Here is a 25,479-nt window from a genome sequence, read left to right on the forward strand (position 1 = left end):
GGCGCCGCGCCCAGTCGGGCGCGACCTGCCCGGATCTCGTCTCACAGCGCACCCAACACCCCCTCGAACGCCGCCTCGGCGGCCCCCAGCAGCTTCAAATCCGCTCCCAGCGTGGACTTCTCGATCCGAACCCCGCCCAGTGCCCGACTGACGATGCTGCGCTCACGCACCCGGTCCCGGACGCGCGCGACGACCACATCGGGCAGGGCGGTGAACAGGTCGCCGAGCACCACCAGTTCGGGGCCGAGGACGTTCACCACGTTCACCAGGCCGAGCACCAACCAGTCCGGGTACTCCCCCAGCCGCGCCAGCGGGTCCGAATCCCGTTCCAGGGCGCGCAATTCGGCGACGATTCCACCGCGCGGACCGTGTTCGGGCAGGCCGAGCGCCCGGCACAGCGCGGCCTGGCCGACCTCGCTCTCCCAGCAGCCCACATTGCCGCAGTGGCAGGCCCGCCCGTCGGGGCGCACGGTCATATGCCCGATCTCGCCGAGGTATCCGGCCGCGCCGCGCAGAATGCCGCCCTGTGCGATGAGACCGCCGCCCACGCCTACATCGGCGGAGACGAAGACGGCGTCGGCCGTGCCCCGGCCCGCGCCGCGCACATGTTCGGCGAGAGCACCGAATTCGGCGTCGTTGCCGACCGCCACGGGCAGCCCCAGCACCGCCGACACACGCTCCCCCAGCGCCACTTCCGACCACCGCAGGTTGGCCGCCGTGTGGACGTATCCGTCGGTGCGGCGCACCACCCCGGGCACCGAGATGCCGACCGCCACCGGGTGCACGCCGAGATCACCGGCCAGCAGGGCGGCGGATTCGGCGACATGGGTGACCACTTCGATCGGATCGCGTTGCCTCCCGTGCAGATTCCAGCTGTTGCGCCCGAGGATGTGCCCGCCGAATCCCACCAGCGCGATGGCGGTGCGTTCGACCTGCACGTCCACCGCCAGCACCACCGCCGCCTGGGGTTGCGGCAGCACCAGCAGCGACGGCCGCCCGGCCCCGCGCCCGGCACCAGCGGGCGTCTGGCGCGGGACCCGCTCCTCCACGATCCCGGCCTCGGCCAACCCGTCCACCAGCATCTTGATGGTGGACCGGTTGAGTCCGAGGTCGGTGGCGAGGGCCGCCCGGGTCGCCGGTCCGCCGATGTGCAGCAGCCGCAGCAGACTGGACCGGTTGAAGCGGCGCACCTCGTCCGGGCGGGCGACGGTCATGGCATCAGGAATACCATTGCGGCGCTCACCGTCCCGACGCGGCGCTGCGACGGCGGGACAGGGCGTCGACGGTGGCGGCCAGCAGCAGCACCAGTCCGGTCACGATGGAGACCACCGCGGCGGGCTGGCGCAGCAGCCCCAGACCGTTCGCCACCACCGCCAGCACCGCGCCGCCGATGACGGCGTCGGCCACCCGGCCCTTGCCGCCGAACAGCGAGGTGCCGCCGATCACGGCCGCGCCCACCGCGAACAACAGCGTATTGAGCCCGCCGGCCTGCGGGTCGACCGAGCCGACCTTGGACGAGTAGACGATGGCCCCGACCGCCGCGCACGCCGAGCTGATCACGAAAACGCTGGCCCGCAACCGGGTGACGTCGATACCGGCGCGCCGCGCCGCCTCCCGGTTGCCACCCACCGCGTAGATGTGGCGACCGTAGGTGGTGCGGTTGAGCACATAGGTGCCGACCACCAGCAGCGCCAGCACGATCGGCACCACGTACGGCACGCCGGAGATCTCGATGAGATCGCTCGGCGACCGGTTCACGGTGAGCAGCGCGGTCACCACGGCCGCGAATCCGGTGAGCGCCACCACCTTCGTGACCACCAGCGGGGTCGGCTGGGTCACCAGGCCGCGCTTGCGCCGCCGCAGATGTCCGCCCAGCGTGACCGCCGCGTAGCCGCCGGCCGCGATGACGAACAGCGCCCAGCTGCCGATCGTGGACAGATTGCCGTTGGCTACCTGGTTCAGCACGTGCGAGAGCTGATGCCCAGCACCCCGCCCTCACCGATGAGTTGCAGGATCACGCCCTGCCAGGCGAGGAACAGCGCGAGCGTCACCACGAAGGAGGGCATCCCGATCTTGGCGATGAGGAAGCCGGTGATGCAGCCGATGGCGGTGCCCACGCACACCGCGAGCAGCATCTCCACCCACGGGTTCGCCTCGAAGCCGATGACGGTGATGGCGACGCCGAGCAGCGACATGAACACACCCGGCCAGATGCGCAGGAACGCCGCCAGGGCGGCGGCCAGCACCAGCATGGCCACGAAGACGATGAAGACCGTCGATCCCATGCCCGCGAGCAGATTCCCGTTCTCCACGTAGTGCATGGCCAGGACCGCGCCCGCCACGCCGGAGGCGGTGCCCGCGGACAGGTCGATCTCACCGATCAGCAGTACGTAGACGATGCCGATGGCGATGATGGTCTGCCCCGCGCCCTGCGCCAGCAGATTGGCGATGTTGTTGAGCGAGAGGAAGACATCCGACAGCGTCGAGAACAGCACCACCAGCGCGATGAGGCCCAAAATGGCCGGCAGCGAACCGATATCGCCGGATCGCACGCGAATGAGATAGTCGCGCAGCGCATCCCGGGTCGACTTGGCGGTGGTGTCGATCCCGAAATCGGAGACCGCGGTGTCGGCGGCCGGCGAGGCGGCGGATTCGGAAACCTTCACAGCGCCACCGCCTCCGGTCGCGCCAGCCCGAGTTCACCGGACCGGCCCGCGGTGATCAGCTCCACCACCTGGGCGTGGGTGACATCGGCCGCCCGCACCTGCGCCGCCATCCGGCCCAGGTACAGCACGGCGATGCGATCGGCCACCTCGAACACGTCGGCGAGATTGTGGCTGATCAGCACCACCCCGAGCCCCTGTTCGGCGAGCCTGCGCACCAGGTCGAGCACCTGGCGGGTCTGGGCCACGCCGAGCGCGGCGGTGGGTTCGTCCAGCAGCACCAGATTGCTGTTCCACAGTACGGCTTTGGCGATGGCCACCGTCTGCCGCTGCCCGCCGGACAGCGCCGAGACCGGAGTGCGGACCGATTTCACGGTGCGCACGCCCAGGGAGGCGAGGGTGCGCCGCGCCGCCTCCTCCATACTCGCCTCGTCGAGGAACCAGGGTCGGCCGCGCTCGCGGCCGAGGAACATATTCGCGACGATATCGAGATTGTCGGCCAGCGCCAGATCCTGGTAGACGACCTCGATGCCCAGGGCGGCAGCGTCTTTGGGGCCGTGGATGCGGACGTCCTCGCCACGGAAGCGCACCGTGCCGGAGTCGGCGGCGTGGATGCCGGCGATACATTTCACCAGCGTGGACTTGCCCGCGCCATTGTCGCCCACCAGGGCGGTGACCGATCCGGCCGGTACGGTGAAGTCCACCTCGTGCAATACCCGCACCGGGCCGAAACTCTTGTTCAGCCCGGTGATGTCGAGCAATGGCTCGGTCATGGCGGATCAGCCGATGCCGAGTTCGGCGCAGATGGCGCTCAGGTCACCGGAGCAGACGTCGGCGGCCCGCACATAGCCGGTGTCGATGACCGTCTTCACCTGATCCTTCAGGATCGTCTGCGGTTCCAGCAGCACCGATTTCACCTCGCGATCGCCCTTCGGATCCTGACTCACGTCCTGGGCCAACGCGTCCGCGGCGGCCTTGTCGCCGTTGGCCAGGGCGGCGGCCAGTGCGGCGGCGGCCTCGGCCTCGGCCTGGATCGGCTTGAACACCGTCATGTACTGGTCGCCGCGCAGCACGGCCTTGAGGCCCTCCACGGTGGCGTCCTGGCCGGTGACCGGCACCCGCCCGTTGAGGCCGTTCTTCTTGAGCACGGTGATCACCGCGCCCGCCAGTCCGTCGTTGGCGGCGACCACACCGTCGACCTTGCCGCCGTTGCCGGTGAGCAGCTGTTCGAAGACGGTGCCGCCCTTCTGGTTGTCCCAGCCGTCGATGGGCTGGCTGTGCACCAGCTTCAAAGCGCCCGAATCGTACAGCGGCTTCAGGATGTTCGTTTGCCCCTGATGGAAGAGGGTCGCGTTGTTGTCGGTGGGAGCTCCTTCGATCTCGATGACCTCCGCGCCCGGCTTGTCCCGCAGGGCGTCGGCCATGGCCTGGCCCTGGAGTTCGCCGACGCGCACATTGTCGAAGGACACGTAGTAGTCGGAGGATCCGCCGAGGCTGAGCCGGTCGTAGTCGATGGTGGGGATGCCCGCGCGCTGTGCCTTGGCGGCGACGGTGCTGCCCACCTCGCTGTTGATGGCGGCGATGATGAGCACCTTCACGCCCTGGGCGATCATGCCGTCGGCCAGCGCGCTGAACTTCTGGACGTCGCCTTGGGCGTTCTGCACGTCGGCGTCGAAACCCTCGGCGCGCAGGGCCTGTTCGAGCATGGGCTTGTCGAAGGACTCCCAGCGGGCGGAGGTGGCGGTCTCCGGCAGGATCACGCCGACGGTGCCGCTGCCGCCACCGCCGCCCGCCGCGGTGGTGGGGCCGTCGTCGCGGGTGGTGTTGGAGCCGCAGGCGGTGAGGGCCATGAGCCCGGATATGGCCAGGGCGCACAGCGCGTACCCCGGGCGGCGGGTGCGCCGGGAGTTTCGGGGCGGGAGCGGGGTTTTCGTCCTCATCGGGTGACCTTTCGAGCGGCGGTCACGGGTAGGCGACCGCGCACCGACTAAATGTTGTGGGCAACAACATATGCGACGGCGGTCGCCTCCGATGGCGAATTGCCCGAATCAGGGCAGCAGTACGACCTTTCCGCCCGCATGGCCCGCGATGACGAACTCGTGCGCGGCGGCGACCTCGGTGAGCGGATAGGTCGCGGCGATGACGAGTTCCAGTTTGTCCGCGCCGAGCAGCTCGAGCAGTTCCCGCCACGCCCCGGCCCGGATCTCGGTGCCCGGATCCGCGCCCGGACCGCCACCCAGGGCCTTGATACCGGTCTCGGCCACCCGCCCGAACGCCGCGATGGTGGCGATGCGCGCACGGTCGGCGACCAACGCCAGGGAGACGTCGACGGCCTCGTCGGTGCCGACGGTGTCGATGGCGGCGTCCACGCCACCGGGAGCGAGCGCGCGCACGCGATCGGCGAGCCCCGGCCCGTACGCGACCGGTTCGACGCCGTAGCCGCGCAGGCGTTCGTGGCGGGCGGGGGCCGCGGTGCCGATCACCCGCGCGCCGCGCGCGACGGCCAACTGTGCGGCGGTCGCGCCGACACTGCCCGCCGCACCGTGCACGAGCACCGTGTCGCCCGCGCGCACGGCGGTCGCCGCCAGCGTGTGGACGGCGGTTCCGCCGACGGCTTGGATTCCGGCCGCGACCTCCCAGCTCACCGCCTTCGGTTTGGGGACCACGCGGTCGGCCCGCGCGGTGACCGCGGTGGCGTAGCCGCCGTCCACCCGGGCCAGCACCTCGTCACCGAGGTGGATCGGACCGGCCGGGCCGACGGCGTCAGGGCCCACCGCGGTTACCACACCGGACACCTCGCCACCCAGCCGCATCGGCAGGGCATCGGGGTCGGTGCCGAACGCTCCGGAGTAGCGCTTGTAGTCGAAGGGGTTCACTCCGGCCGCCCGCACCTCGACGGTCACCTCACCCGGCCCGGGCGCGGGTACGTCGATCTCGATGGGAGTGAGGACTTCCGGGCCACCGTAGGCGGTGGCGATGATCGCGATAGCCATAGCGCGGTCAACGGTTCGGTCGCGTGGACTGTTCCCCCGCATGCACCACGCGGACGCGGGCACGCTTTCCGGCAGCCACGGGCACACGGGCCGGAGAGCGGGCGCGCTGGCCGGAACGCGAGCACGCGGGCCGGAGGTATACGGCCCCGGGGCCGAATCCCACGGTCTGCCGACACGGCATCGGGCCGCCCGCGCGAGAAATCGCGGGCGGCCCGATCGGCTGTGCCGGTACGTCTACATCTTGCTGATCGTCGACTTGTCCGAGCCCGACACCGCCTTGTACAGCAGGTACAGCCCGAACACCACGAGGCTGATCATGAGGATCGGAAACAGGCCCTTGATCAGCGCGCCGATAATGGCCAGCGCGATCCACACCACCGCGACGACGCCGATGATCTTCCACAGCATTGGTACCTCCCGAAGTCTTCCCGAACCGGCGTTCGCGCGATCCGACACCCTCCATACTCGCAGGGCCGCAAGAGAAAAACACCAGGTCAGCGCCAATATCCGGGAAAGTTCAGGGTTCCCCCTGAGCCCACGCCACGGCCGACCTGACGTGCACCCGCCCGGCAGCGCCCGCACGGACACACCCGATCGACAGCAGACACCGCTCGCGGCCGACCATCCGATACCCCAGCCGAGCAGGCAGCACGGGGTGCCGCAACGGCCGGACCGAGTTCAGTCACGCGAACGCGCCCGAGCGACACAGCCGGTCCGCGAGCACCGAACAGCACAGCCGGTCGAACGGCGCGGGGCGATCAGGCAGGGCGACGCTCACGGCAGCAGTTCCAGCCGGCCGCGCCACGGGTGACCGAACGGCGCGAAGCAGTCACGCTCACGGCGGCAGTTCCAGCCGATCGCGCCACGGGTGAACGAACGGCGCGAAGCAGTCACGCTCACAGCAGCGGCTCCAGCCGATCGCGCACGGCGGTCCAACAGCGCGGGTGGGGTTGCGACGATTTGCGGGTCAGGCCGTGGGCGGTGTGGCGCGGTAGCGGCCGTCGGCGAGGTCGGTGAGGGCTTGTGCCCAGCCGTCCAGGCGGTCGGCGGCGTCGCGCAGGTCCACCATGGCCCAGCCGAGGTCGTCGGCGAGCGCGGCGCTCTCGGGAACGGCGAGCACCTGGGCGGTGGCGGCCACGATTCGCTCGTATTCGGCGACACCGGCGTCGAGGCGTCCGGCGGCGATCCGAATATGTTCGGCCACAGGAGAATTCGTTGGGGACAGGGCGCTCGCGGCACGTTCCATGGCGACCATGTCGGCGGCCAGGGCATGCAGGGCGGCCGCTCCGGACCCGGCGGTCTCCAGAGTGTCGGCGAGGTCGTCGGCGGGCAACCGCCCGGAGCGGGCGATCTGATTGCCGAGGCCGTGCATGGCGCGCTCGGCCCGCACCAGTCGCGCGATCGCCGCCCGCGCGGCCGACCGCACCGGTGGCAGCCGCCTGGGCTGGAACGCGGCCGGTGGCAGGGGATCGTTGCGAATCTGCAGGTACCGCTTGGTGGTCACGGCCGCCCCGGTCACCAAGGCCACCGCACCGCCGCCGACCACCACCACGGCCCAGGCGGGCGCGGAGATCAGCACCAGGCCGATGGTGCCGATGGTCGTCACCCCGGAGGCGGTGCCCAACCGCAGGCTGCGCCGCCGCACCCGCCGCCGCTTGCGCAACTCACGCTCCCGCGGATCGGCCCAGCGCCGCACCGTGGCGAACGCCTGCTCCCCCATCCCGCGCAGCGCCTCGGGCAGCCGCTGCGCCAACTCCTCCGGCTCCACACCGGCCGGAGCCAACATCTCCCGAACGGTCTCGCCAGCCCGTTCCCGAGCCCCCCGCACCCCGAACACCGTCGATTCTGGGCCACCGGCCGCCCCACGAGCACCGCCTCCCCGACCGAACACGCCACCAGTCCGTCCATCCCGCAGATCCCCACGCGAGTCACCGCGCCCGGCAACACCACGCGAACCGCCGTGCCCCGCATCGCCGCGGGTGCCACGCTCGGCATCATCACGGCGTGGAACTCTCGAGACATCGCCGCCGGAGCGGAGATCCCATGCGTCATCGACGGATCCGTCGTCCTCCCGGGCTCGCTGCCGCCCGGCGTCGGAGTCCCGGTAGACGCCGCGTGGCTGGTCCCGGGGCTCGTCGCGCGAGATGCCCCGTTCGGCGGTGGCCGCCCACCGGTCGCGCACGACGCCGATATCGAAGCCGGGCAAGGGGTTCCACGGCCGTACCGGTGCGCCTGTGGACGCGCCGGTCGCACGCGGAGACGCACCTGTCGCGCTCGGATCGGGGCAGTCCCCGACCCCGTGGTCCGACCGATAGCCAGCCGCGCCGAAAGCGATTGTGGCACTGCTGGATTCATGGGCCGTTCCGGTCGGCGCAGGGTCGAGAGGGTCCGGCGGTTCCGGTGCGGCCGGGCGCGGGGGCGAGGGGTACCCGGATGTCGTCCGACCGGCGGCGTCGGGACCGGCGGGGCCGTATTCACCCTGAGACGAGGAGCCGGAAGAGTTCTTCGCGACCGGCGGCGGGGCAACCGGGGGCGTCGCGTCCCGGTCGGCTGCGGACCCCAGGCCCGGGATCGGGAATCGGAATCCGGTCGAGCGCTCCGCTACCGGTTTGCGGCGGAAGCGGGCGCGGGGGGTCGCGGGCTCACCCGCTGCCCGCGATCTCCCCATCGGTCGAACCTTTCGCCTGATTGCTGCGCAGCGCTCCCGGCGAGGGCCCGCCGGAGCGCTCGGTCACTACTGCTGCTGTGCGCTGCGGTCCTTGTCCAGCTGCGGCTGGGCCGGGTTGGCGGCGGCCTGGCCCTGGTTGAGCTGCGGGGACGCACCGCTGGAGGGCAGGGCGTCGCCACGCATGGAGGCGCGGATCTGCTCGAGGCGGTTGTGGCCCGCCATCTGGATGCTGGCCTGCTGCACTTCCATCATGCGGCCCTGCACCGAGTTCTGGGCCAGTTCGGCGGCGCCGAGCGCATTGGCGTAGCGGCGTTCGATCTTCTCGCGCACCGCGTCCAGGCTCGGGGTGGTGCCGGGGGCGGAGAGCGTGGAGTCCATCCGCTGCAGGGACGCCGACACCTGCTCCTGCATCTTGGCCTGCTCCAGCTGCGACAGCAGCTTGGTGCGCTCGGCCACCTTCTGCTGCAGCAGCATGGCGTTCTGCTCCACGGCCTTCTTGGCCTGGGCGGCGGCCTGCAGCGACTGGTCGTGCAGCACCTTCAGATCCTCGACGGACTGCTCGGCGGTCACCAGCTGCGCCGCGAAAGCCTCGGCGGCATTGGTGTACTGGATCGCCTTCTCGGTATCCCCGGCGTTGGTGGCCTGGTCGGCGAGCATGACCGCCTGGCGGGCATTGGCGTTGAGCTTCTCCACCTCGTCGAGTTGGCGGTTGAGCTTCATCTCCAGCTGACGCTGATTGCCGATGACCGACGCGGCCTGCTGCGACAGGGCCTGATGCTGGCGCTGGGCTTCCTCGATAGCCTGCTGGATCTGAACCTTCGGATCCGCGTGCTCCTCGATCTTCGAGTCGAAGAGGGCCATCAGGTACTTCCAGGCCTTGACGAACGGATTAGCCATCGATTGATCCCGCCTCCATACTGACGTGCCGCGCGAGCCCACGCGACATAGTGCGCGACCGTCACGCACCCCGTTGTGTCCCTATCCTCCACTGCGCGGTAGCCGTTGAAATCCGGGACGGCCCCCTAGGGGACCGTCCCCGCACAACACTCCCGGCACGAAGCCTACCGAGAATTTATCCCTTTCGGCTCCATCGCACAGTGTTCAGTCGGCCGCGACCAGCACCAGGCGATCCGATTTGGGCGCCGGAATGACGAACCGGGGGCCGAACGCGCCGTCCCCGCCGCGCGGCGTCACACCGGAACCGGACGCGGCGGACGCGGCGGCGCTCGCCGTCGCGGCCCCGGCGGGTGCGGCGGCCGCGCGCTCGGTCTCGCGGTCGGCGTCGGCCATGGCCGCGCTCACATCGAAAAGCACCTGCGACAGCGGCACGTCCAGCGCCTGGCAGATGGCCGCCAGCAGCTCACTGGACGCTTCCTTGCGGCCGCGCTCGACCTCCGACAGGTACCCCAGGCTGACCCGCGCCGAGGTGGAGACCTCGCGCAACGTCCGGCTCTGGGCGACCCGAGCGCGCCGCAGACTTTCCCCGATGGCTTCTCGCAGCAGCGTCATCTCGTTCTCCTCACACTCGTCGCCGGGCGGATGGATCGAATCCCGGAGCCTGACTGGACAACGCCCAGCGGCGCCCTCGCGTTCCCGAACGCCTCAACCACCCCGCACGCCGCGGAGCAGTTCGGTGATCGCGGCGCGAACCGCGGTCACCCTGATCGTCCACCGGTCCCCGGACAGTTTCAACCGAATCACCTCGGTGCCCTCCGGACCCGCCAATCCCAGGAATACCGTGCCGACCGGGCGGCCGTCCTGTGGTTCGGGTCCGGCGACCCCCGTCAATCCGACGCCCCAGTCGGCTCCGCACCGGATGCGCGCGCCCACGGCCAGCTGTTCGGCGGTGCTGGCGGCCACCGGTCCGTCGGTGTCGAGGGTGTCGGCGCTCACCCCGGCGAGGGTCGCCTTGAGGTCGGTGGCGTAGACGACGAGTCCCCCGCGCAGCACGGCGCTCGCACCCGGAACTCCGGCGATGGTGGCCGCGAGCAGTCCGGCGGTGAGCGATTCCGCGGTCGCCACCGTCTGCCCCGCCGCGCGCAGAGCGCGCACCAGTTCGGCGGCCGGGGCCTCGGCGGTCAGGGGATCGGTCGAGGGTGTCCGGACGGCGGTCACGGCCGGACCCGTCAGGCCGTGCGGCGCGGCGCGCCGAACCAGAGCCGGGCCGCCTGCACCACATAGTCGAGGCCGGTGGCGACGGTCAGCGCCACCGCCGCGTACATCAGCAGCATGCCCGCGGTGAACCAGCCGTCCGAGAGCGGCAGCAGCAGCACGGCGATGGCCACCGACTGCACCAGCGTCTTGAGTTTGCCGCCGCGACCGGCCGGAATCACCCCGCGCCGGACCACCGCCAGGCGCAGCAGCGTGATCCCGATTTCGCGGGCGCCGATGACGATGGTGATCCACCAGGGCAGATCGCCCAGCATGGACAGCCCCACCAGAGCCGCGCCGATCAGCGCCTTGTCCGCGATCGGATCGGCGAGCTTGCCGAAATCGGTGATCAGACCGTATTTCCGGGCCAGCTGCCCGTCGATGCGGTCGGTGATGGCGGCAATGCCGAACAGCGCGGCCGCGGCCCACCGCCAGCCGGTGTCGTGGCCGCCGCCCGCGAACAGCGCCGCCAGGAACAGCGGCACGATGGCGATGCGCAACACCGTCAGCACATTGGCCACGTTCATGAGCGGTACGGCGGCCGGTTCGACGGCGCCGACCTCCGGTCGGGGTGCGGGCGCGAACCCGGAATGCGGGGAACCCGCCCCGGCCCAGCGGCCCTCCTCACGCTGCACGGTCACCAGCGCCCCCACCGGCCGGCGACTCGGCCAAGGGACCCGGCGACGACCGGGCAGCGGGGGGACTGGATGTGCGACACACCTTCAGACTATCGGTACGGGGGCCGACTACTGTGCACCCCATGACAACACGGGCACCTCACAGCGGTTCGGTAGACGGCGCGGCGGCGGGCACTCCCGCCGTGCGCCGCGCCCGCGCCTCGGATGTGCCCGAGATCAAGGGCCTGGTCGATATCTACGCGGGCCGGATCCTGCTGGAGAAGAACCTGGTCAATCTCTACGAGGCGGTGCAGGAGTTCTGGGTGGCCGAACTCGACGGCCGCCTCGTCGGCTGCGGGGCCCTGCACGTGCTGTGGGCCGACCTCGGCGAGGTGCGCACCGTGGCCGTGCACCCGGATGTGAAGGGCTCGGGAGTCGGGCACATGCTCGTCTCCCAGCTCATCACCGTGGCGCGGGAGCTGGAACTGAAGCGCCTGTTCGTGCTCACCTTCGAGGTGGACTTCTTCGGCCGCCACGGCTTCGCCGAGATCGACGGCACCCCGGTCACCGCCGAGGTGTACGCCGAGATGTGCCGCTCCTACGACACCGGCGTCGCCGAATTCCTCGACCTCAGCTACGTCAAACCCAACACTCTCGGGAATACCCGAATGCTGTTGAACCTCTGAACCTTTCGACAACCGTCCCCCCGACCAGGAAGCTCCACCCGTGCCGATCTTCGCCGTCCACTACACCTACACCGATGCCACCGCCGCGGCCCGCACCGAACACCGCCCCGCGCACCGCGCCTTCCTCAACGGACTGGTCGACCAGGGCATCGTGCTGACCAGCGGCCCGTACCCCGACGGCTCCGGCGCGCTGCTGCTCTTCCGCGTCTCCGACGCCGAGGAGATGCCGAAGCTGCTGGCGCAGGATCCGTTCGCGCAGCTGGGGCTGATCGAGGAGGTGCGGTTCGTGGAGTGGCTGCCGGTGATGGGCGCGTTCGCGGAGTAGCCGGGCGCGGTCAGCGCCGCATGCCGGCGAGCAGCGCCTTGCCCGTCAGCTTGCGGTCGGCCGTGAGCAGGTAGGAGACCGGCGTTTCCTGGATGGTGGTGCGGCGAGCGCGCATCCGGTCCGCGACGTACGGGACGACCGCGAAGGCGAAACCCGTTCCGGAACCGGCGAGATCGGAGAGCGCGGGAAGCGTCGCCCTGGTGCTCGCGGCGGGCAGATCGACCTTGATGCCCAGCAGACCGGGTGCGGCGTCGATACCGAAGTCGTCCGACGCTCGGCACAGCTCCTCGAGCCGGGGTTTGGTTGTCGACCGGTAGACGTCCCGGAGTCGGCGCCGTGCCGACTCCGGCCCCGCGACGAGCACGACGCTCTCCAGTTCCTTCGACAGCGATCCGATGTGCTCCCGGAAGGCCCGCAGCGGCCCCGCGTGGCGCTCGCGAAACGACAGCAGCGTCGACAGCGGCACGTCACGCAACCGCTCGGGCCGCAGCGCGGCGTGCGCGGCGAAATGGATGTAGGCGTGTTGCGCGTCCTCGCTCACCGGCTCGGCCGTATCGTCGTCGACCAGCAGAGCGTAGAGCCGGTCGATGGTGCCGACGGCCGCGTGCGCACGGGGGTCGTCGGTCACGGGTGAGACCCGCTGCCGCGCCGCCACCACATCGGCGAGCGCCGTCCGGTAGACGTCGGCGAGGCGAGGATGCATCCCCAGGTACGGACCGGTCGCCTCCTCGACGGCCACCGCCAACCCCTCCTCCTCCAGCAGCCGGGACAGCGCGAGGTGCGCCTTCGGTCCGTCGGTGCCGACGTGCACCCACGCCAGACCCGGGTACGCCCGGCGCGGCCCACCGGACCTGCGCGGCGTGGCCGCCGACCCGGCCGAGTCCACCACCGCCCGCCACGCGTACGGCTGCAATACCCGCGGCTCCCCCAAGGTGATGATGTCGCCGAAGATATTGGTGAGCCGCCGCAGATCCTCCCGAACCGGCTCCACGTCGTGCAGGAAATCGGTCTCCGCACGCAACCTGGCCACCGCGTCCGAATCGGTTTCCGTGGCCGATCGCGGCCGAATGCGCGCGAGATGGTCCCACGTCAGCAGGGCCAGTTTCAGCCAGTTCTCGTTCCGGAAACGCATCCACGGGTAGTACAGGGCGATCTGTGACACGGCCCCAGCATGCCAGCACCACCGGAGCGCTGTCTCGCGAAAGCACTGCCGCATCCGAATTGCGTTCGGCAGCATTGGATCTGTTCTTCGATGGTCCGGCAAAACCTTGCGACGCCACGTCGCTGAGACTAAAATCACAACTGTCAGTGGGATTTCCGTTTCCGAGCAATCCGGCCTCGACCGCACACCGAATCGTCGCACACCACTGGGCTCGATCACGACGCGCCCACATTCCGAATGTCCAATCCTTTCGGCGTATTCGTCGAAAAGCACATCTTCGACCGTTCCGTTGATCTCTTTTCCGTGCCTCCGCTCCCGTCAGCGAGAAGTCCTGCGGCACCAGACGATCCGACGAATCGAGCGAGAGGTGCGCATGCGCTCCGTGAATTCCATTCCCACTGCGCCGAAAGCGATGCCGCTGCTCGGGCACGCGGGTCCGCTGCTCCGAGATCCGACGCGCTTCCTCACCTCGCTGCCCACCACGGAAAGCCTGATCCGGATTCGTATCGGCCCCGCCCGGATGGTGCTGGCCTGCGATCCCGCGACGGTTCGCCAACTGCTGCGCGACGATCGGACCTTCGACAAGGGCGGACCGATCTACGACCGAATCCGCGAAGTGCTGCGGGACAGCCTCGCTTCCTGCCCGTACGAGGCACATCGCCGGCAGCGCCGCCTGGCGCAGCCCGCCTTTCGCTCCGACCGCCTCCCGCTGTACGCGCAGACGATGACGGAATGCATTGTCGACGTCATCGATTCCTGGCCCGACGACGAGCCGCTGAACCTGCTGACGGAGATGATGACGATCACCTCGCGCGTCACGGCCTCCACCCTGTTGTCGAACAGCCTCCCCGCCGAACTGCTCGATCGGCTGCTGACCGATATCACAACCCTTTTCGACGGCTTCTATCTGCGCACCTTCCTGCCGCCGCCACTGGACCGCTTTCCGTCACCGGGAAACCTGTCCTACCGCCGCGCGCACGCGCGCCTGCGCCGCACCGTCGACGACATCATCGCGGCACGACGTCGCGCGCCCGCGGACCACGGCGACCTGCTGTCCGCCCTGATGTCGGCCAGAGACGTCGAACACGACGGCGGCGGAATGAACGACGAGGAGATCACCGACACCATCATCGCGTTCTTTCTCGCCGGCACCGAGACCACCGCGACGACGCTGGCATGGGCGCTGTACCTGCTGGCCCGCAATCCCGACGTCGAACACCGGCTGCACGCCGAGGTCGACGCGGTCCTGCCGGACCGGACCGCGCGCTATCCCGATCTGCGTCGACTCACCCTGACCGAACGGGTGATCACCGAAGCGCTGCGCGTCTACTCACCGGCCTGGCTGTCGATGCGGGTGGTCACCGGCCCCACCACGCTGGGCGGGTACACGCTGCCCGCCGGCACGACAGTGGCCTACAGCCCCTATCTGATCCACCACCGGGCGGACGTCTTCCCGGAGCCGGAGATCTTCGATCCGGATCGATGGGATCCCGATTCCGCACAACCACCGCCGGAGCACTTCATCCCCTTCGGCGGGGGCGCGCGAAAATGCATCGGCGACAGATTCGGCATGACCGAGGCGACCCTCGCGCTGGCGACCATCGCGAGTCGCCGGCGATTACGGCTGTCGACCACCCGGGATGTGACCCCGGCGACGGGTCTGCTGCTGCGACCTCGAAATCTACTGATGACGGCCAGCTCCCGACACACCACCCCGGTCCGCGCGGGCGACAAGGCCGACCGATGACAGCGGAAGGCCGACAGGCGACCAATGACGGATTGCCGATGCCGCGACTGTTCATGCCGTTCGACGAGTGCACCGAGAATCCTGCGATGAGCGCCACCGCGGCCGGGGTGTGGGCATGGGTCGACTCGTTCGAGCTGACTCCGACCGACAGCAGCCGGAAGCACCTGGAGCGCACCGAAACCCCGTGGATCGCGAGCCTGTTCTACCCGCAGGCTGCACCCCACGTCCTGCCCGTGCTGACGCAGCACCTGGCCTGGGCCTTCATCGTCGACGATCAATTCGACGACGGTCCGGTGGGGCGCGATGTCGCACAGGCGACCGCCGCCGTGACCGAGCTCCGAGCCCAACTGGAGACGACTCCGACGCGGGCCCGCAGCCGCCCCGCGCGAGCGCTGCGCGATATTTGGACGCGCGCCGTCGCGCGGCGGTCGCGGGGTTGGATCGAACAGTTCAGCACCAGCACCGGGGAATGGCTGGATTCACTGCGCCTCGACGCCGAGGACCGACGGCACGATTACCGCCCCACGATCGCGGAGTATCGACGACGGCGACGCTATGGGTCCGGCATGCCGATGTTCTTCGACCTCGCGGAACTCTCGGTCGGAGTGGATGTCGATCCGCGGCTGCGCGCCCTGCCGGAATTCTCGCGGGCTCGGCTGTGGCTCGCGGAATGGATCGGATTGCACAACGACATCTACATGGCGCGAAAGGATCTCGAGATCGACCCGGCGCACAATGCCGTCTGCATCGTCCACCGCACGGGTGGGCTGTCCCTGGAACAATCGCTCGTCGCCGTTTCCGACATGGCGGATCACTGTATGAGGCGATATCTCGAATGCGAGCGCGAGTGCCGCTCGGCATTCGATGCGACCGCGGCCTCGGCTCGGGATCGCGCCGACGCCGAACAGTGCTTCGTCTCCTACCGTCAGGTCTGCCGAGCCTGTTTCGATATCGAGGGTCGCACGCAGCGGTACCGGAACGCGTCGGACTATCTGGCCGCCGCGCGGCACAGCCGAGACGAAGCACCCGACTGGACCGCACAGCGCCTGTTCGGCGATTGACCCGGGCCGCATCCATCCACGGCCGCCGGACCGGAGCGCTGTGCGCGTTCCGGCGGCGGCCCGAGATCAGCTGTTGTGGGCGGCCTTCTCGATGAGTCCGGCGATCTCGGCGGGGCGGCTCAGCATCGAGGCGTGGGCGGCGGGGAGGGTGACGATCCGCTCGTCGTCGGCGACCTGGGCGGCCAGCTGCCGTTGCAGCTCGGGTTGGATCATCTTGTCCTCGGCGGAGATCTGGTACCAGGTGTTGGCGCGCAGGGTCTCCCAGGCGGGCACCGCGGCACCCGCGCCTGCGAGGGAGAGCACCGACGTGGGCTTCTGGACGGCGGCCAGCACCGCGGCCTGGGTGGCGGGCAGGTCGGCGCAGAAGTCGGCGTGGAAGCGGGCGCGGTCGAGGACGAGGTCGGGGGCGTCGTCCGCGCCGATGTTCACCAGGTCGGCCGCGCCCTGGGAGGCGGCACCGAATTCCTGGTTGATCGCGAAGGCCGACTGCCCGGCCTTGGGCGCGTAGGCCGCCACGTACACCAGGCCGGTGACGTCGGCCCGCCCGGCGGCGGCCTGGCTGATGACCGCGCCGCCGTAGGAGTGCCCGGCCACGATGGTGGGTCCGGCGAGCAGGTCGAGGTCGCGGGCCACGGTCGCGACGTCGTCGGCGAAGGTGCGCAGGGTCAACTGGCTGGCCACGACCGTACCGAAGCCGTCCCGGTGCAGCAGTTCGATGACGGGGGCCCAGCTGGAGGCGTCGGCCCAGGCGCCGTGCACCAGTAGCACGTTGGGGTGGTCGGTCATATCCGCTCCTTGTTCGCACGCGAATCACCGCGCACGGTCGGGGTTCTCGATCGCGACCACCGTGTGGCAGAGGACTCAACGCCGTGTGAAAGCTCGATGAAAGCGCAGCTGAAACGCTGTTGTGGGCGCGATCGGCGGCCCGCTGCGCCCGGTACTCGACGCGGCCGCCCACACCGTCACACATAGGATGAATTTCCCTGTGCCGATCGGGCGCAGGCCAGGTTGCGGAGGTTGCATGGACCGGCACGACGCGGAATCCGGAGCCCGGACCGGGCTGCGGTTCATCGTGCTCAACGGCGTCGAGGTGGAACGCGACGGCATCCCGGTGCCGCTGGGACCGCCGCAGCGGCGGGCACTGCTGTGCGCCCTGGCCTTCCGCCGCCGCCAGTGGGTGTCGGCGCGGACGCTGCTCGACGCCCTCTACGACGGGGCGGCCCCGGCCAGCGGAATCGGCGTGGTGCGGACCCATATCTCGGCCCTGCGCCGCGCGCTGGAACCCAACCGGCCGCCGCGCACCGCACCCATGGTGCTGCTGTCCGGCCACGGTGGATACCAGCTGCGCATCGACGACGACCGGATCGATCTCGGTGTCTTCGATCGGCTCGTCGCCGACGCCGAACTGGTCCGCGCCGATCCGGTGTCCGCCCAGCAGCGCTACCGCCGGGCCCTGGGCCTGTGGTCGGGCGAACCGCTGGCCGGAATGCCGGGCCCGTATGCCGAGAGTCAGCGCATCGCATTGATCGAACGCCGCCTCGCGGTCGTGGAGGACAGTCTCGAGGTGGACCTGACACTCAAACAGGCCGACCATGTCATCGAGTGCACGCGGCAACTGCTGGCCGACCATCCGCTGCGGGAGCGCGCGGCGGGGCTGCTCATGCGCGCGCTCGCCGAGCGGGGACGGCGCGCCGAAGCGCTCACGACGTACACGCGGATCCGGCGGCGGCTGGTGGACGAACTCGGGGTGGAGCCGGGTGCCGAACTGTGCGCGCTTCAGGCGCGAATCCTGAACGGCGGCACGGACTTCCGGGTGGCGGCTACTCCCCTACCGGTATCGGCGGACCCCGCGCCACAGCTGGACCCCGCACCGCCACTGGACGAAGCGACACCGGGGCCGGGCTTCGCCGCTGGGCCACAGCATCTTTCGCCGCCCACACCAGGTGCTGCCACACCCGTGCGAGCAGGTTCACCGCTCACATCGCACGGTGCCACACCGTCGCACGAAGTGCCGACACCCACGCGGAACGCCGATGCGCCACTGCCGCCCGGCCGTCGTGAACAGGTGGATCGCATTCTCGCCGCCCATCGCCGCACCATCGCGGGCGCGGGCGGGGTCGTGCTGATCTCCGGCTATCCGGGATATGGCAAGACCGCACTGCTCGAGGCGGTGGCGCAGCGGATTCCGTCGTCGTATCGCGCCAGCCTGGCCGCTCCGGGCGGCCGTGAACCGCGCGTCCTCGACATCATCCACGCCGCCCTCGGAGCCGCGGAGATCGAGCCGACCCACGATCTCCCGACGCTGGTCGACCGGGTGCGCGACCTGTTGGTCGCGGTGTCCGTCGCGCATCCGCTGGTGCTGTTGCTCGACGACGTGACCGACGGCGACGAGCCATCGCTACGGCTGCTGACCGCGCTCGCACCGGCACTGCGCTCGATGCCGGTGCTGATCGTGGTCGCCTTCGACGACCGGCCGTGGTATCCGCTCGTCACCTCCGAATGGCATGCCGCCCTGGAGCGCGGCGCGATCACCACCGTCCGGTTGGCGGGGCTGGGTCCGGCCGCGATCGGGGCGCTCGCCGCCCGCGAACTGGGTCGCCCCTGCCCCGCCGAATTGGCCGCCGACATCCACCGCGCCACCGCCGGAATGCCGGTCCTGGTCACCGCGCTGCTCGACGATCTGCGCCTGCTGGACGACCCGCGCACGGTGCCCGCCCGGCTGCCCGGCGGCGGCTACGCCCGGGCGGTGCGCCATCAGCTGAGCCGGTATTCCGTCGACGGTGGCCGAATGCTGCGCGCGATCGCGGCGTTGCAGCACGGGGAGCCACCGCTCGCGGTGCTGGCCGCCGCCTGCGAACAGGACGCGGCGGAATTCCGGGAGCGCTGCGAATTGCTGGTGACCGTCGGCATTCTGGACGATGCGGCGCGACCGCGGCTGTGCCATCCACTGTTCGCCACCACCCTGCTGCGGCTGGCCGCGCCCGAGGAGATCGAGCGCATCCGGCTCGCGGCCGCCCGCCAGGCCCGACGCGAATCCTGTGATCCCCGCACGGTCGCGCGCTACCTGCACGGGCTGCGCGGCGAGCGGTGGTCGGGTTGGGTCCCGGCGCTGCTGGAGGCAGCCGACGAGGCCGCACGCCACCGCGACCTGACCGAGGCCGCCGACCATCTGACCGCGGCGCTGCGCATCGCCGGATCCGAACAGCGCGAACACACTCTGATCCGGCTCGGTCAGCTGAAGTTGTGGACCGACCCGGCCGCCGCGCGCGAGTACTTCGACGAAGCCCTGACCAGTCAGCGGAGCCTGGGTGTCACCCCGACGGCCGTCATTCCGCTCGCCTGGGTGCTCGCCACGGGCCGCCAAGCCGACGCCGCCCGGACGCTGGTCGAGGAGGTGATCGCCGAGACCGCCGTCCGCGATCCGGCCGCCGCCGTCCCGCTGCGCGCGTCGATGTGGATGATCGCCGCGCTCACCGACCAGTCCTGGCGCGACTTCGTCGCCCGGCTGCGCCGCGAACCCGTCCGCGACACCATTACCGCCGCGGTGCTCTCCTGGGACGACGCCTTCGCGGTCCGCTGCAGCGCACAGCAGGCGCTGGCCCGCTTCCCGATGTTCGGCTCCGGTGATCACCTGCCCCGGGAGATCGGCGGCATCGTCGCGTCGGTGGCCATGTGGGCTGATGATCTGACCCTGGCCTGCCAACTCAGCGAGCAACTCGATGACCGGTCCTTCGGCGATCTCGACGTCTACCGCCGTGTCGTCTACACCGAAGCGCTGCTGCGCGGCGGCCACTACACCCGAGCCCTGGCCCAATGCGACCTGATCGGAACCGATCCGGCCCGCCCCGTCACCCGCCGCCCGGCCGCCCTGGTCGCCCAGTACGCGCACGCGTTGCTCGGCCTCGGCCGCGCCGACGAGGCCGAGCACTGGCTCGACAGCGTCACCGATCAGGCCAATCCCGAAGCCTGGGAATGGACCGTGGTGAAGTACGTGCGCGCCCTGGTCTGCGCCGCGCGCGGCCGCGCCCGCGAAGCCGCGACGCTCTTCCTGGACTGCGGCCGCCGCACCGCCGCGAAGGGTCTGGCCAATCCCGCCCACATCGCCTGGCGCAGTTCCGCCGCGCTGCAACTCGTTTCGCTGGGAGAGACGGCGCGAGCGCGCGAACTCGCCACCGCCGAACTGGAACTCGCGCTCCGCTGGAACACTCCGTACACCCTCGGCCGCGCCTACCGCGCGGTGGCCCTGACTTCCGATGAGTCCCAGACGATTCCACTTCTGCACCGAGCGGTCGACCACCTGCGGCACTCCGAAACCGTCACCGAACTCGTTCTCGCCGAGATCGACCTCTCCGACGCCCTCCGGCGCGCGGGTGACGACCGCGCCGCGCGGGAGCATCTGCTGACCGCCCGCGATATCGCCGCCGGGCGAGGTGCGACGCTGTTCACCGACCGTATCGACGCGCGCTTGCGCTCCCTCGCCGTCGACCGTCGCACCGGCCGCGACCCCGCCCAGGACCGGGCGGTGGCGGAGGGGCGGATGCAGGCCGCTGCGGGCTGACCTGATACCGCACTTCCCCTCGGTCGGTGCGAGGGAGGAGACTGCAGGGATGGGTCGGGAGGGTGAGCGGTGAATCCGCGGGACGCGGTCCAGGATCTCGGGTACGCGGCGGGTTGGCGACTGGTACGCGCCCTGCCGGAGCGGTGGGCGCTCGGCCTGTTCGGCCTGGCGGCCGATCGCGCGGCCCGCGATGGCGGGCCGATCCAGTTGCGGCGCAACCTGGCCCGGGTGCTGTCCACGACACCAGAGCAAGTGCCCGACGAACTCGTGCGCGCGAGCTTGCGCTCCTACGCGCGGTACTGGTGCGAGTCGTTCCGGCTGCCCTCGATGGATCCGGTACGACTGGCCGAACGCATCGAATCGGTGGCCACCGGGCTCGAACACATCCACGCGGCCGTCGCGCACGGTCGCGGCGCGGTGCTGGCCCTACCGCACTGCGGCAACTGGGATCTGGCGGGAGTCTGGGTGGTGCAGCGGGTGGGATCGCCGACCGTGGTGGCCGAGCGACTGCGACCCGAAGCGCTGTACCAGCGTTTCGTCCGCTTCCGGGAGGGCCTGGGATTCGAGATCATCCCGCTCACCGGCGGCACGATGCCACCATTCGAGCAGCTGACCGCACGACTGCGACAGGGACGCATCGTCGGGCTGCTCGGTGAACGCGACCTGACCGGCTCGGGTGTAACGGTCGACTTCTTCGGCGAACCGGCCCGCATGCCCACCGGCCCCGCCCGGCTGGCGATCGCCTCCGGCGCACCCCTGCTGCCGGTGCGCTGCTGGTTCACCCCGGGCGGCTGGGGCTTCCACATCGACGAGCCGATCGACACCACCGGCGGAGTGCTGCGCACCACCCAGACACTCGCCGACCGCTTCGCCGCCGCTATCACCGCGCACCCCGCCGACTGGCACATGCTGCAACCGGTGTGGACCGCCGACTTCCGCGCCGCCCGGCCCGACGGCGGAATCTGATCGCGCCGGCCTGTCGAACGCACTCGTCACGAGCTCGGCTCCTCCGGCGACGGAGTCGTTCGCCGACCAGCCGGGACCCTGACGCTGGTCGGCACAGTTCATCGACCAACCACCAGCACAGCGATATGGTGCGCTCTGCCGTCGACAGAGCTCCCTTTCGTCGGTACAGGTCGGCTAGATGTCGAGTCCGCGGACGAAGGCGAGGAAGCGTTCGGCGATAGCGTCCGGGTGTTGGGCTGGGGCCCAATGGTTTCCCTCGATGACGTAGGTGCGCAGGTTGGGCACGAAGGCGCGCGGGGCGCTCGTCTGGCAGGCGACGGTGACGTTGACGTCATGCACCGGGGCGAGAACCTGCGTCGGGACCGAGACCGAGCGCGGGCGCGGGCGCAACAACCGCCCGAGATTGGCGCGGTACAAGGCGATTCCGTCGATCGCATCCGCCGCCGACGAGGGTGTGCGTGGTGTGGTGCCCGCGGGCTCCCCACGAGTGCTGGAGGCGGCGACGACGCGGTCGACGACACCGCGACGGACAGCGAATTCGGCGACGGCGGGAACCTGGAATCCCAGCGCGTAGGAGGAGCGCGCCAGTTGTGACAGCACGGCGCGGGGCTGGTGGGCGATCCCGCGCAGCCAGGTCCCCATCATGTCCAGCGAGGGCCCGGAGATGCTGGTGAACGTCGCGATGCGGTCGGTCAGGCGCGGGTCGGCCACCGCGTCCCAAGCCTGGATCGAGCCCCAGTCGTGGGCGAGCAGATGCGCGCCCTCGGGGGCGGCGGCGTCGACCACCGCGACCAGGTCGTCGACCAGCCGCGCGATCCGGTAGGCGCTGGTCGATGCCGGGTGATCGGAGCGGCCAGCGCCGCGCATGTCGTAGGCGATGACGCGGAACCCGTCATCGCGCAGGATCGCGGCGACCCCGTCCCAGATGGCGTGATCGTCGGGATAGCCGTGGATGAGGACCACGGCCGGGTCGGTCGGGGATCCCTGCTCGTAGACGGCGAGTTCGACGCCGTCGGTCGAGGTGACCGTGCGGGACGGTCGCTGCGGTGCGATCTGGGCCATGACGCCTCCGTGCCGGTTCCATCCATCCAGTGGATGATACGCTTGAGACAAGATTTGACTTGCCGTCTCACACGATACGGTTGCCCTGATTCGCCTGGCAACAAGGAGCGCACCGCGAGTGACCGAGAGCACATGGACGCACAGACTCACCGATCCGGACCCGGCGGTGCTGCGCTTGCTCGACGACCCGGACGAGGTCACCGCGCGCATCCTGACCGCCGCCGTCGAGCAGATGGCCACCGTGGGCTGGCGCCGCTCGACCATGGAGGACGTCGCCAAACGCGCCAAGGTCGGACGCGCGACCGTCTACCGGAAATTCCCGAACAAGACCGTGCTCACCGATGCCGTGCTGCACGATGAACTGCGCAAATACCTGGCCGGGAGCACCGCGGCGGTCGCGGGGCGCACCGATATCGCCGAACGATTGGCCGAAAGCGCCGCCTACACCACCGAATACCTGCGCGAACACCGCCTGCTGCGGCGACTGCTGGACACCGAACCCGACACCGCCCTGCCCGGTCTCACCCTCGACGCCGGACCCATCATCGGCCTGTTCCGAGAATTCTGCGTCGCCCTGTGGAAACACGAACTCTACGGCGACACACCGATTTCCGACCACACCGAACAGCACCTGCGCACCGTGGCCGAACTCCACATCCGCATCGCCCTGTCACTACTGCTGACCACCGACACCGCCATCGCCCTGGACACCACCGACCAGGCACGCGAGTTCGCCCGCCACTACCTCGCCCCCATGCTCACCACACCGCCGGACCAGCCGGAGTAACCCACACTCGACATGCCGAGTTCCGCGCGGTCCGCCGGGTGCCGAATCCGGCTCGACACGCAGGGTCTCGACCGCGCCCGCTACAGATGTGTCGCACCCCACACCCGACGGCACGATACGCCGAATCGCGACCATATCCGGACATCCGCGTCCGCGAGAGCCAGATCCACTGCGGGCAGCGAACTCTCGTCGACCAAGTCGGACTTGACTCGGCTGAATCAAACTGATTCGATTCGAATCATCATGGTTCCACTGAATCACCCTGCGGAGGACGCGGCGGCTGCGGCGGCAGTCGTCGCGAATTCCGGTGCGCGCCAGACGCATCCGCGTCAGCAGCTGGGTGTGGAGCTACGTCGGCTGCGGGATCTGGCCGGCATCTCCGGGCGGGAACTGGCCAAGCGGGTCGGCATCAGCCAGTCGACGCTGTCGCGGATCGAAGCCGGGCAGGTGGTTCCCCCGCTGCCGCAGGTCCTCGACTGGGCCGAAGCGGTCGGTGCGGAACCGGATTGCCGCCGGTCGCTGCGTACGCTCACCGAGGCGGCGCACTCACCCGAGGTCAGTGACTGGGCGGCCGCGCTCGCCGACCGCACGCATCTACAGGACGACGTCCGGGCATTCGAAGAGGACGCGCAGACGGTGCGCAACTTCCAGCCCTCACTGGTGCCGGGTCTGCTCCAGACCGCCGACTACGCCCGCCGGGTGTTCGCCAATTTCGATCCGCCCTATGCGCCCGACGCCCTGGCGGCCGCACTCGCCGCACGGCTGGAGCGCCAGCGGGTGCTGTACGACCCGACGAAGCGCTTCGAATTCCTGATCACCGAAGCGGCCCTGCGCTTTCGGCCCGGTCCGCATCGCGTGCTGCTCGCCCAACTGGACCGAATCATCTCGATCGAGACCCTCGATACGGTCACCATCGGGGTGATTCCGCAGGACATCGAGGCGAGCACCACGATCCCGCACGGTTTCGTCATCTACGAGAACGCCGACCACGCCGTCGCTTCGGCGGAGCCGATCGCGGGCAGCCTGGTCACGCGCGGACCCGAACTCGTCGACGCGCACCGCCGTCACTGGGTGGCACTGACTCGCATGGCCGTATTCGACTCCGATGCCCGAGAATTCCTCGCCGAACTCCGAGCCGAAATACACCACGTCGCAATGAATTGACCTGTTTCCAGCGGCCGCACGAGGGGTCGGCCGCAACTGGGGGTGGGGGTGGTGGTGCCGCAGCGAATTCGCTGCGGCACCACCGACCGACTTCGGTCACCGAATCAGTCACCGAAATCGAATTCACCGGCCCGCACACCCGAGGTGAACGCTCGCCACTCCGACCGCGTGAACCACAGCGTCGGACTGTGCCGATCCTTGGAATCACGCAATGCGATCCGGCCGTCGTGGTACGCGACCTCGACGCAATCACCGCCACCGTAACTGAAGCTGCTCTTGGCGAACTTCGGGCCGCGACGCTCCCCGCGAATCATATTGCCGTTCATGGCATTCATTCCTTCCCCCGGAGAGTCACTCCCCATGACCCTCGCGTACAACGCTGACGACACCCACACTGATATCCGGACCCCCAGCCGCGCAACTGATTTCGTCCGGACCCGCGCGCTGATACATCGAAACGCTCATGAAAGCAACCTTACGGCCACCCACCGACAAGTTACGGGGGCGTACGGGCCGCGGCGACGCGGCAGATCGGCAGGTCGGAAAATCGTTTTACCGCCGCCCGATCGCATTGCTACCGTGGTCTCGACACGTTCCTCCGACAACCGGGAAAGGCGGCACCGTGACCGAGCCGACACAGCGTCGCATCGCGCGCGCCCTCACCTTCCCCCGACGCCTCCGCGCAGGCGTACGGAGCGTTCCCTAGATCTCACCCGAGTTCTACCACAGGGTCGCTCCAGGACACGCTGCCGGAGCGGCCCTTTTCGTATCCCCTTCCCTCGTAGCCCAATTGGCAGGAGGCACCGGATTCAGGATCCGGACAGTGTGAGTTCGAATCTCACCGAGGGAACCCATTCTTTCTCGCCCCG

24 protein-coding genes and 1 tRNA gene are annotated in these 25,479 nt (G+C 69.9%); 9 read left to right on the plus strand and 16 right to left on the minus strand.

Annotated elements, in window-relative coordinates; all coding sequences use genetic code 11:
• Positions 1–41 precede the first annotated feature (41 nt).
• The 12 genes from FOH10_RS20000 to pgsA all read right to left on the minus strand — a co-directional run bounded on the left by FOH10_RS20000 (position 42) and on the right by pgsA (position 11,116).
• On the minus strand, positions 42–1,214 hold the full coding sequence (locus FOH10_RS20000) for an ROK family transcriptional regulator (protein WP_143981889.1): 1,173 nt from the start codon (positions 1,212–1,214) through the stop codon (positions 42–44).
• A 25-nt stretch (positions 1,215–1,239) separates the two neighbouring features.
• The gene (locus tag FOH10_RS35265; protein WP_221937847.1) at positions 1,240–1,965 is read right to left on the minus strand and encodes an ABC transporter permease subunit; all 726 of its coding nucleotides are present in this window, start codon (positions 1,963–1,965) and stop codon (positions 1,240–1,242) included.
• Positions 1,959–2,666 carry a hypothetical protein gene (locus tag FOH10_RS35270; RefSeq protein WP_221937848.1) on the minus strand — a complete coding sequence of 236 codons (708 nt, stop codon included), beginning with the start codon at positions 2,664–2,666 and terminating at the stop codon, positions 1,959–1,961. Before FOH10_RS35270 ends, FOH10_RS35265 begins: the two co-directional genes overlap by 7 nt.
• Entirely contained in the window at positions 2,663–3,436 is a 774-nt protein-coding gene (locus tag FOH10_RS20010; protein ID WP_143981890.1) for an ATP-binding cassette domain-containing protein, read from the minus strand. The genes FOH10_RS35270 and FOH10_RS20010 overlap by 4 nt, the downstream gene beginning before the upstream one ends.
• Positions 3,437–3,442: 6 nt before the next feature.
• Complete coding sequence (locus FOH10_RS20015) at positions 3,443–4,603, minus strand: sugar ABC transporter substrate-binding protein (protein WP_143981891.1); 1,161 nt, start codon at positions 4,601–4,603, stop codon at positions 3,443–3,445.
• A gap of 108 nt (positions 4,604–4,711) precedes the next feature.
• The gene (locus tag FOH10_RS20020) at positions 4,712–5,656 is read right to left on the minus strand and encodes an NADP-dependent oxidoreductase (RefSeq protein WP_143981892.1); all 945 of its coding nucleotides are present in this window, start codon (positions 5,654–5,656) and stop codon (positions 4,712–4,714) included.
• 234 nt (positions 5,657–5,890) lie between these two features.
• The gene (locus FOH10_RS34885) at positions 5,891–6,064 is read right to left on the minus strand and encodes a hypothetical protein (protein ID WP_029928261.1); all 174 of its coding nucleotides are present in this window, start codon (positions 6,062–6,064) and stop codon (positions 5,891–5,893) included.
• A 559-nt stretch (positions 6,065–6,623) separates the two neighbouring features.
• Positions 6,624–7,442 carry a phage shock envelope stress response protein PspM gene (pspM, locus tag FOH10_RS20025; protein ID WP_143981893.1) on the minus strand — a complete coding sequence of 273 codons (819 nt, stop codon included), beginning with the start codon at positions 7,440–7,442 and terminating at the stop codon, positions 6,624–6,626.
• 948 nt (positions 7,443–8,390) lie between these two features.
• Entirely contained in the window at positions 8,391–9,221 is an 831-nt protein-coding gene (pspA, locus tag FOH10_RS20030; protein ID WP_039815749.1) for a phage shock protein PspA, read from the minus strand.
• A gap of 204 nt (positions 9,222–9,425) precedes the next feature.
• Entirely contained in the window at positions 9,426–9,833 is a 408-nt protein-coding gene (locus tag FOH10_RS20035) for a helix-turn-helix domain-containing protein (RefSeq protein WP_143981894.1), read from the minus strand.
• A gap of 93 nt (positions 9,834–9,926) precedes the next feature.
• Complete coding sequence (locus FOH10_RS20040; RefSeq protein WP_425326093.1) at positions 9,927–10,439, minus strand: CinA family protein; 513 nt, start codon at positions 10,437–10,439, stop codon at positions 9,927–9,929.
• Positions 10,440–10,450: 11 nt separating this feature from the next.
• A complete protein-coding gene (gene pgsA, locus FOH10_RS20045) occupies positions 10,451–11,116 on the minus strand; it encodes a CDP-diacylglycerol--glycerol-3-phosphate 3-phosphatidyltransferase (protein ID WP_244961294.1) in 666 nt (221 codons plus the stop codon).
• 119 nt (positions 11,117–11,235) lie between these two features.
• Here pgsA and FOH10_RS20050 point away from each other — a divergent pair, with 119 nt between their 5' ends.
• Both FOH10_RS20050 and FOH10_RS20055 read left to right on the plus strand, forming a co-directional pair.
• The gene (locus tag FOH10_RS20050; RefSeq protein WP_081592592.1) at positions 11,236–11,778 is read left to right on the plus strand and encodes an amino-acid N-acetyltransferase; all 543 of its coding nucleotides are present in this window, start codon (positions 11,236–11,238) and stop codon (positions 11,776–11,778) included.
• A 40-nt stretch (positions 11,779–11,818) separates the two neighbouring features.
• Entirely contained in the window at positions 11,819–12,103 is a 285-nt protein-coding gene (locus FOH10_RS20055; protein WP_143981895.1) for a YciI family protein, read from the plus strand.
• Between the two features lie 10 nt (positions 12,104–12,113).
• Here FOH10_RS20055 and FOH10_RS20060 read toward each other — a convergent pair whose 3' ends face one another.
• The gene (locus FOH10_RS20060) at positions 12,114–13,265 is read right to left on the minus strand and encodes a DUF6236 family protein (protein ID WP_143981896.1); all 1,152 of its coding nucleotides are present in this window, start codon (positions 13,263–13,265) and stop codon (positions 12,114–12,116) included.
• Positions 13,266–13,371: 106 nt separating this feature from the next.
• Here FOH10_RS20060 and FOH10_RS20065 point away from each other — a divergent pair, with 106 nt between their 5' ends.
• Both FOH10_RS20065 and FOH10_RS20070 read left to right on the plus strand, forming a co-directional pair.
• A complete protein-coding gene (locus tag FOH10_RS20065; RefSeq protein WP_244961295.1) occupies positions 13,372–15,012 on the plus strand; it encodes a cytochrome P450 in 1,641 nt (546 codons plus the stop codon).
• Positions 15,013–15,098: 86 nt separating this feature from the next.
• Positions 15,099–16,073 carry a terpene synthase family protein gene (locus FOH10_RS20070; RefSeq protein ID WP_143981897.1) on the plus strand — a complete coding sequence of 325 codons (975 nt, stop codon included), beginning with the start codon at positions 15,099–15,101 and terminating at the stop codon, positions 16,071–16,073.
• Between the two features lie 66 nt (positions 16,074–16,139).
• Here FOH10_RS20070 and FOH10_RS20075 read toward each other — a convergent pair whose 3' ends face one another.
• Positions 16,140–16,859, minus strand: a complete 720-nt coding sequence (locus FOH10_RS20075; protein ID WP_143981898.1) for an alpha/beta fold hydrolase — start codon at positions 16,857–16,859, stop codon at positions 16,140–16,142.
• Between the two features lie 235 nt (positions 16,860–17,094).
• On the opposite strand from FOH10_RS20075, the gene FOH10_RS20080 reads away from it, so the two are divergent.
• Together FOH10_RS20080 and FOH10_RS20085 are read left to right on the plus strand one after the other, a co-directional pair.
• Complete coding sequence (locus FOH10_RS20080; RefSeq protein WP_186000537.1) at positions 17,095–20,631, plus strand: ATP-binding protein; 3,537 nt, start codon at positions 17,095–17,097, stop codon at positions 20,629–20,631.
• Positions 20,632–20,700: 69 nt separating this feature from the next.
• Complete coding sequence (locus tag FOH10_RS20085) at positions 20,701–21,597, plus strand: phosphatidylinositol mannoside acyltransferase (protein ID WP_143981900.1); 897 nt, start codon at positions 20,701–20,703, stop codon at positions 21,595–21,597.
• Positions 21,598–21,771: 174 nt separating this feature from the next.
• On the opposite strand, the gene FOH10_RS20090 is transcribed toward FOH10_RS20085, so the two are convergent.
• Positions 21,772–22,659, minus strand: coding sequence for an alpha/beta fold hydrolase (locus FOH10_RS20090; RefSeq protein WP_143981901.1), 888 nt, complete (start codon positions 22,657–22,659; stop codon positions 21,772–21,774).
• 118 nt (positions 22,660–22,777) lie between these two features.
• Between FOH10_RS20090 and FOH10_RS20095 the strand changes: the two genes are divergently transcribed.
• Both FOH10_RS20095 and FOH10_RS20100 read left to right on the plus strand, forming a co-directional pair.
• Positions 22,778–23,446, plus strand: a complete 669-nt coding sequence (locus FOH10_RS20095) for a TetR/AcrR family transcriptional regulator (RefSeq protein WP_143981902.1) — start codon at positions 22,778–22,780, stop codon at positions 23,444–23,446.
• Between the two features lie 243 nt (positions 23,447–23,689).
• A complete protein-coding gene (locus FOH10_RS20100; protein WP_143981903.1) occupies positions 23,690–24,610 on the plus strand; it encodes a helix-turn-helix domain-containing protein in 921 nt (306 codons plus the stop codon).
• Positions 24,611–24,714: 104 nt separating this feature from the next.
• Here the strand turns inward: FOH10_RS20100 and FOH10_RS20105 are convergent, their stop codons facing one another.
• Entirely contained in the window at positions 24,715–24,936 is a 222-nt protein-coding gene (locus tag FOH10_RS20105) for a DUF397 domain-containing protein (protein WP_081592598.1), read from the minus strand.
• Between the two features lie 449 nt (positions 24,937–25,385).
• Here FOH10_RS20105 and FOH10_RS20110 point away from each other — a divergent pair.
• Positions 25,386–25,460, plus strand: a tRNA-Leu gene (locus FOH10_RS20110).
• The last annotated feature ends 19 nt before the right edge of the window (positions 25,461–25,479 follow it).

The organism is Nocardia otitidiscaviarum (assembly GCF_007362295.1).
Classification (GTDB): domain Bacteria; phylum Actinomycetota; class Actinomycetes; order Mycobacteriales; family Mycobacteriaceae; genus Nocardia; species Nocardia otitidiscaviarum.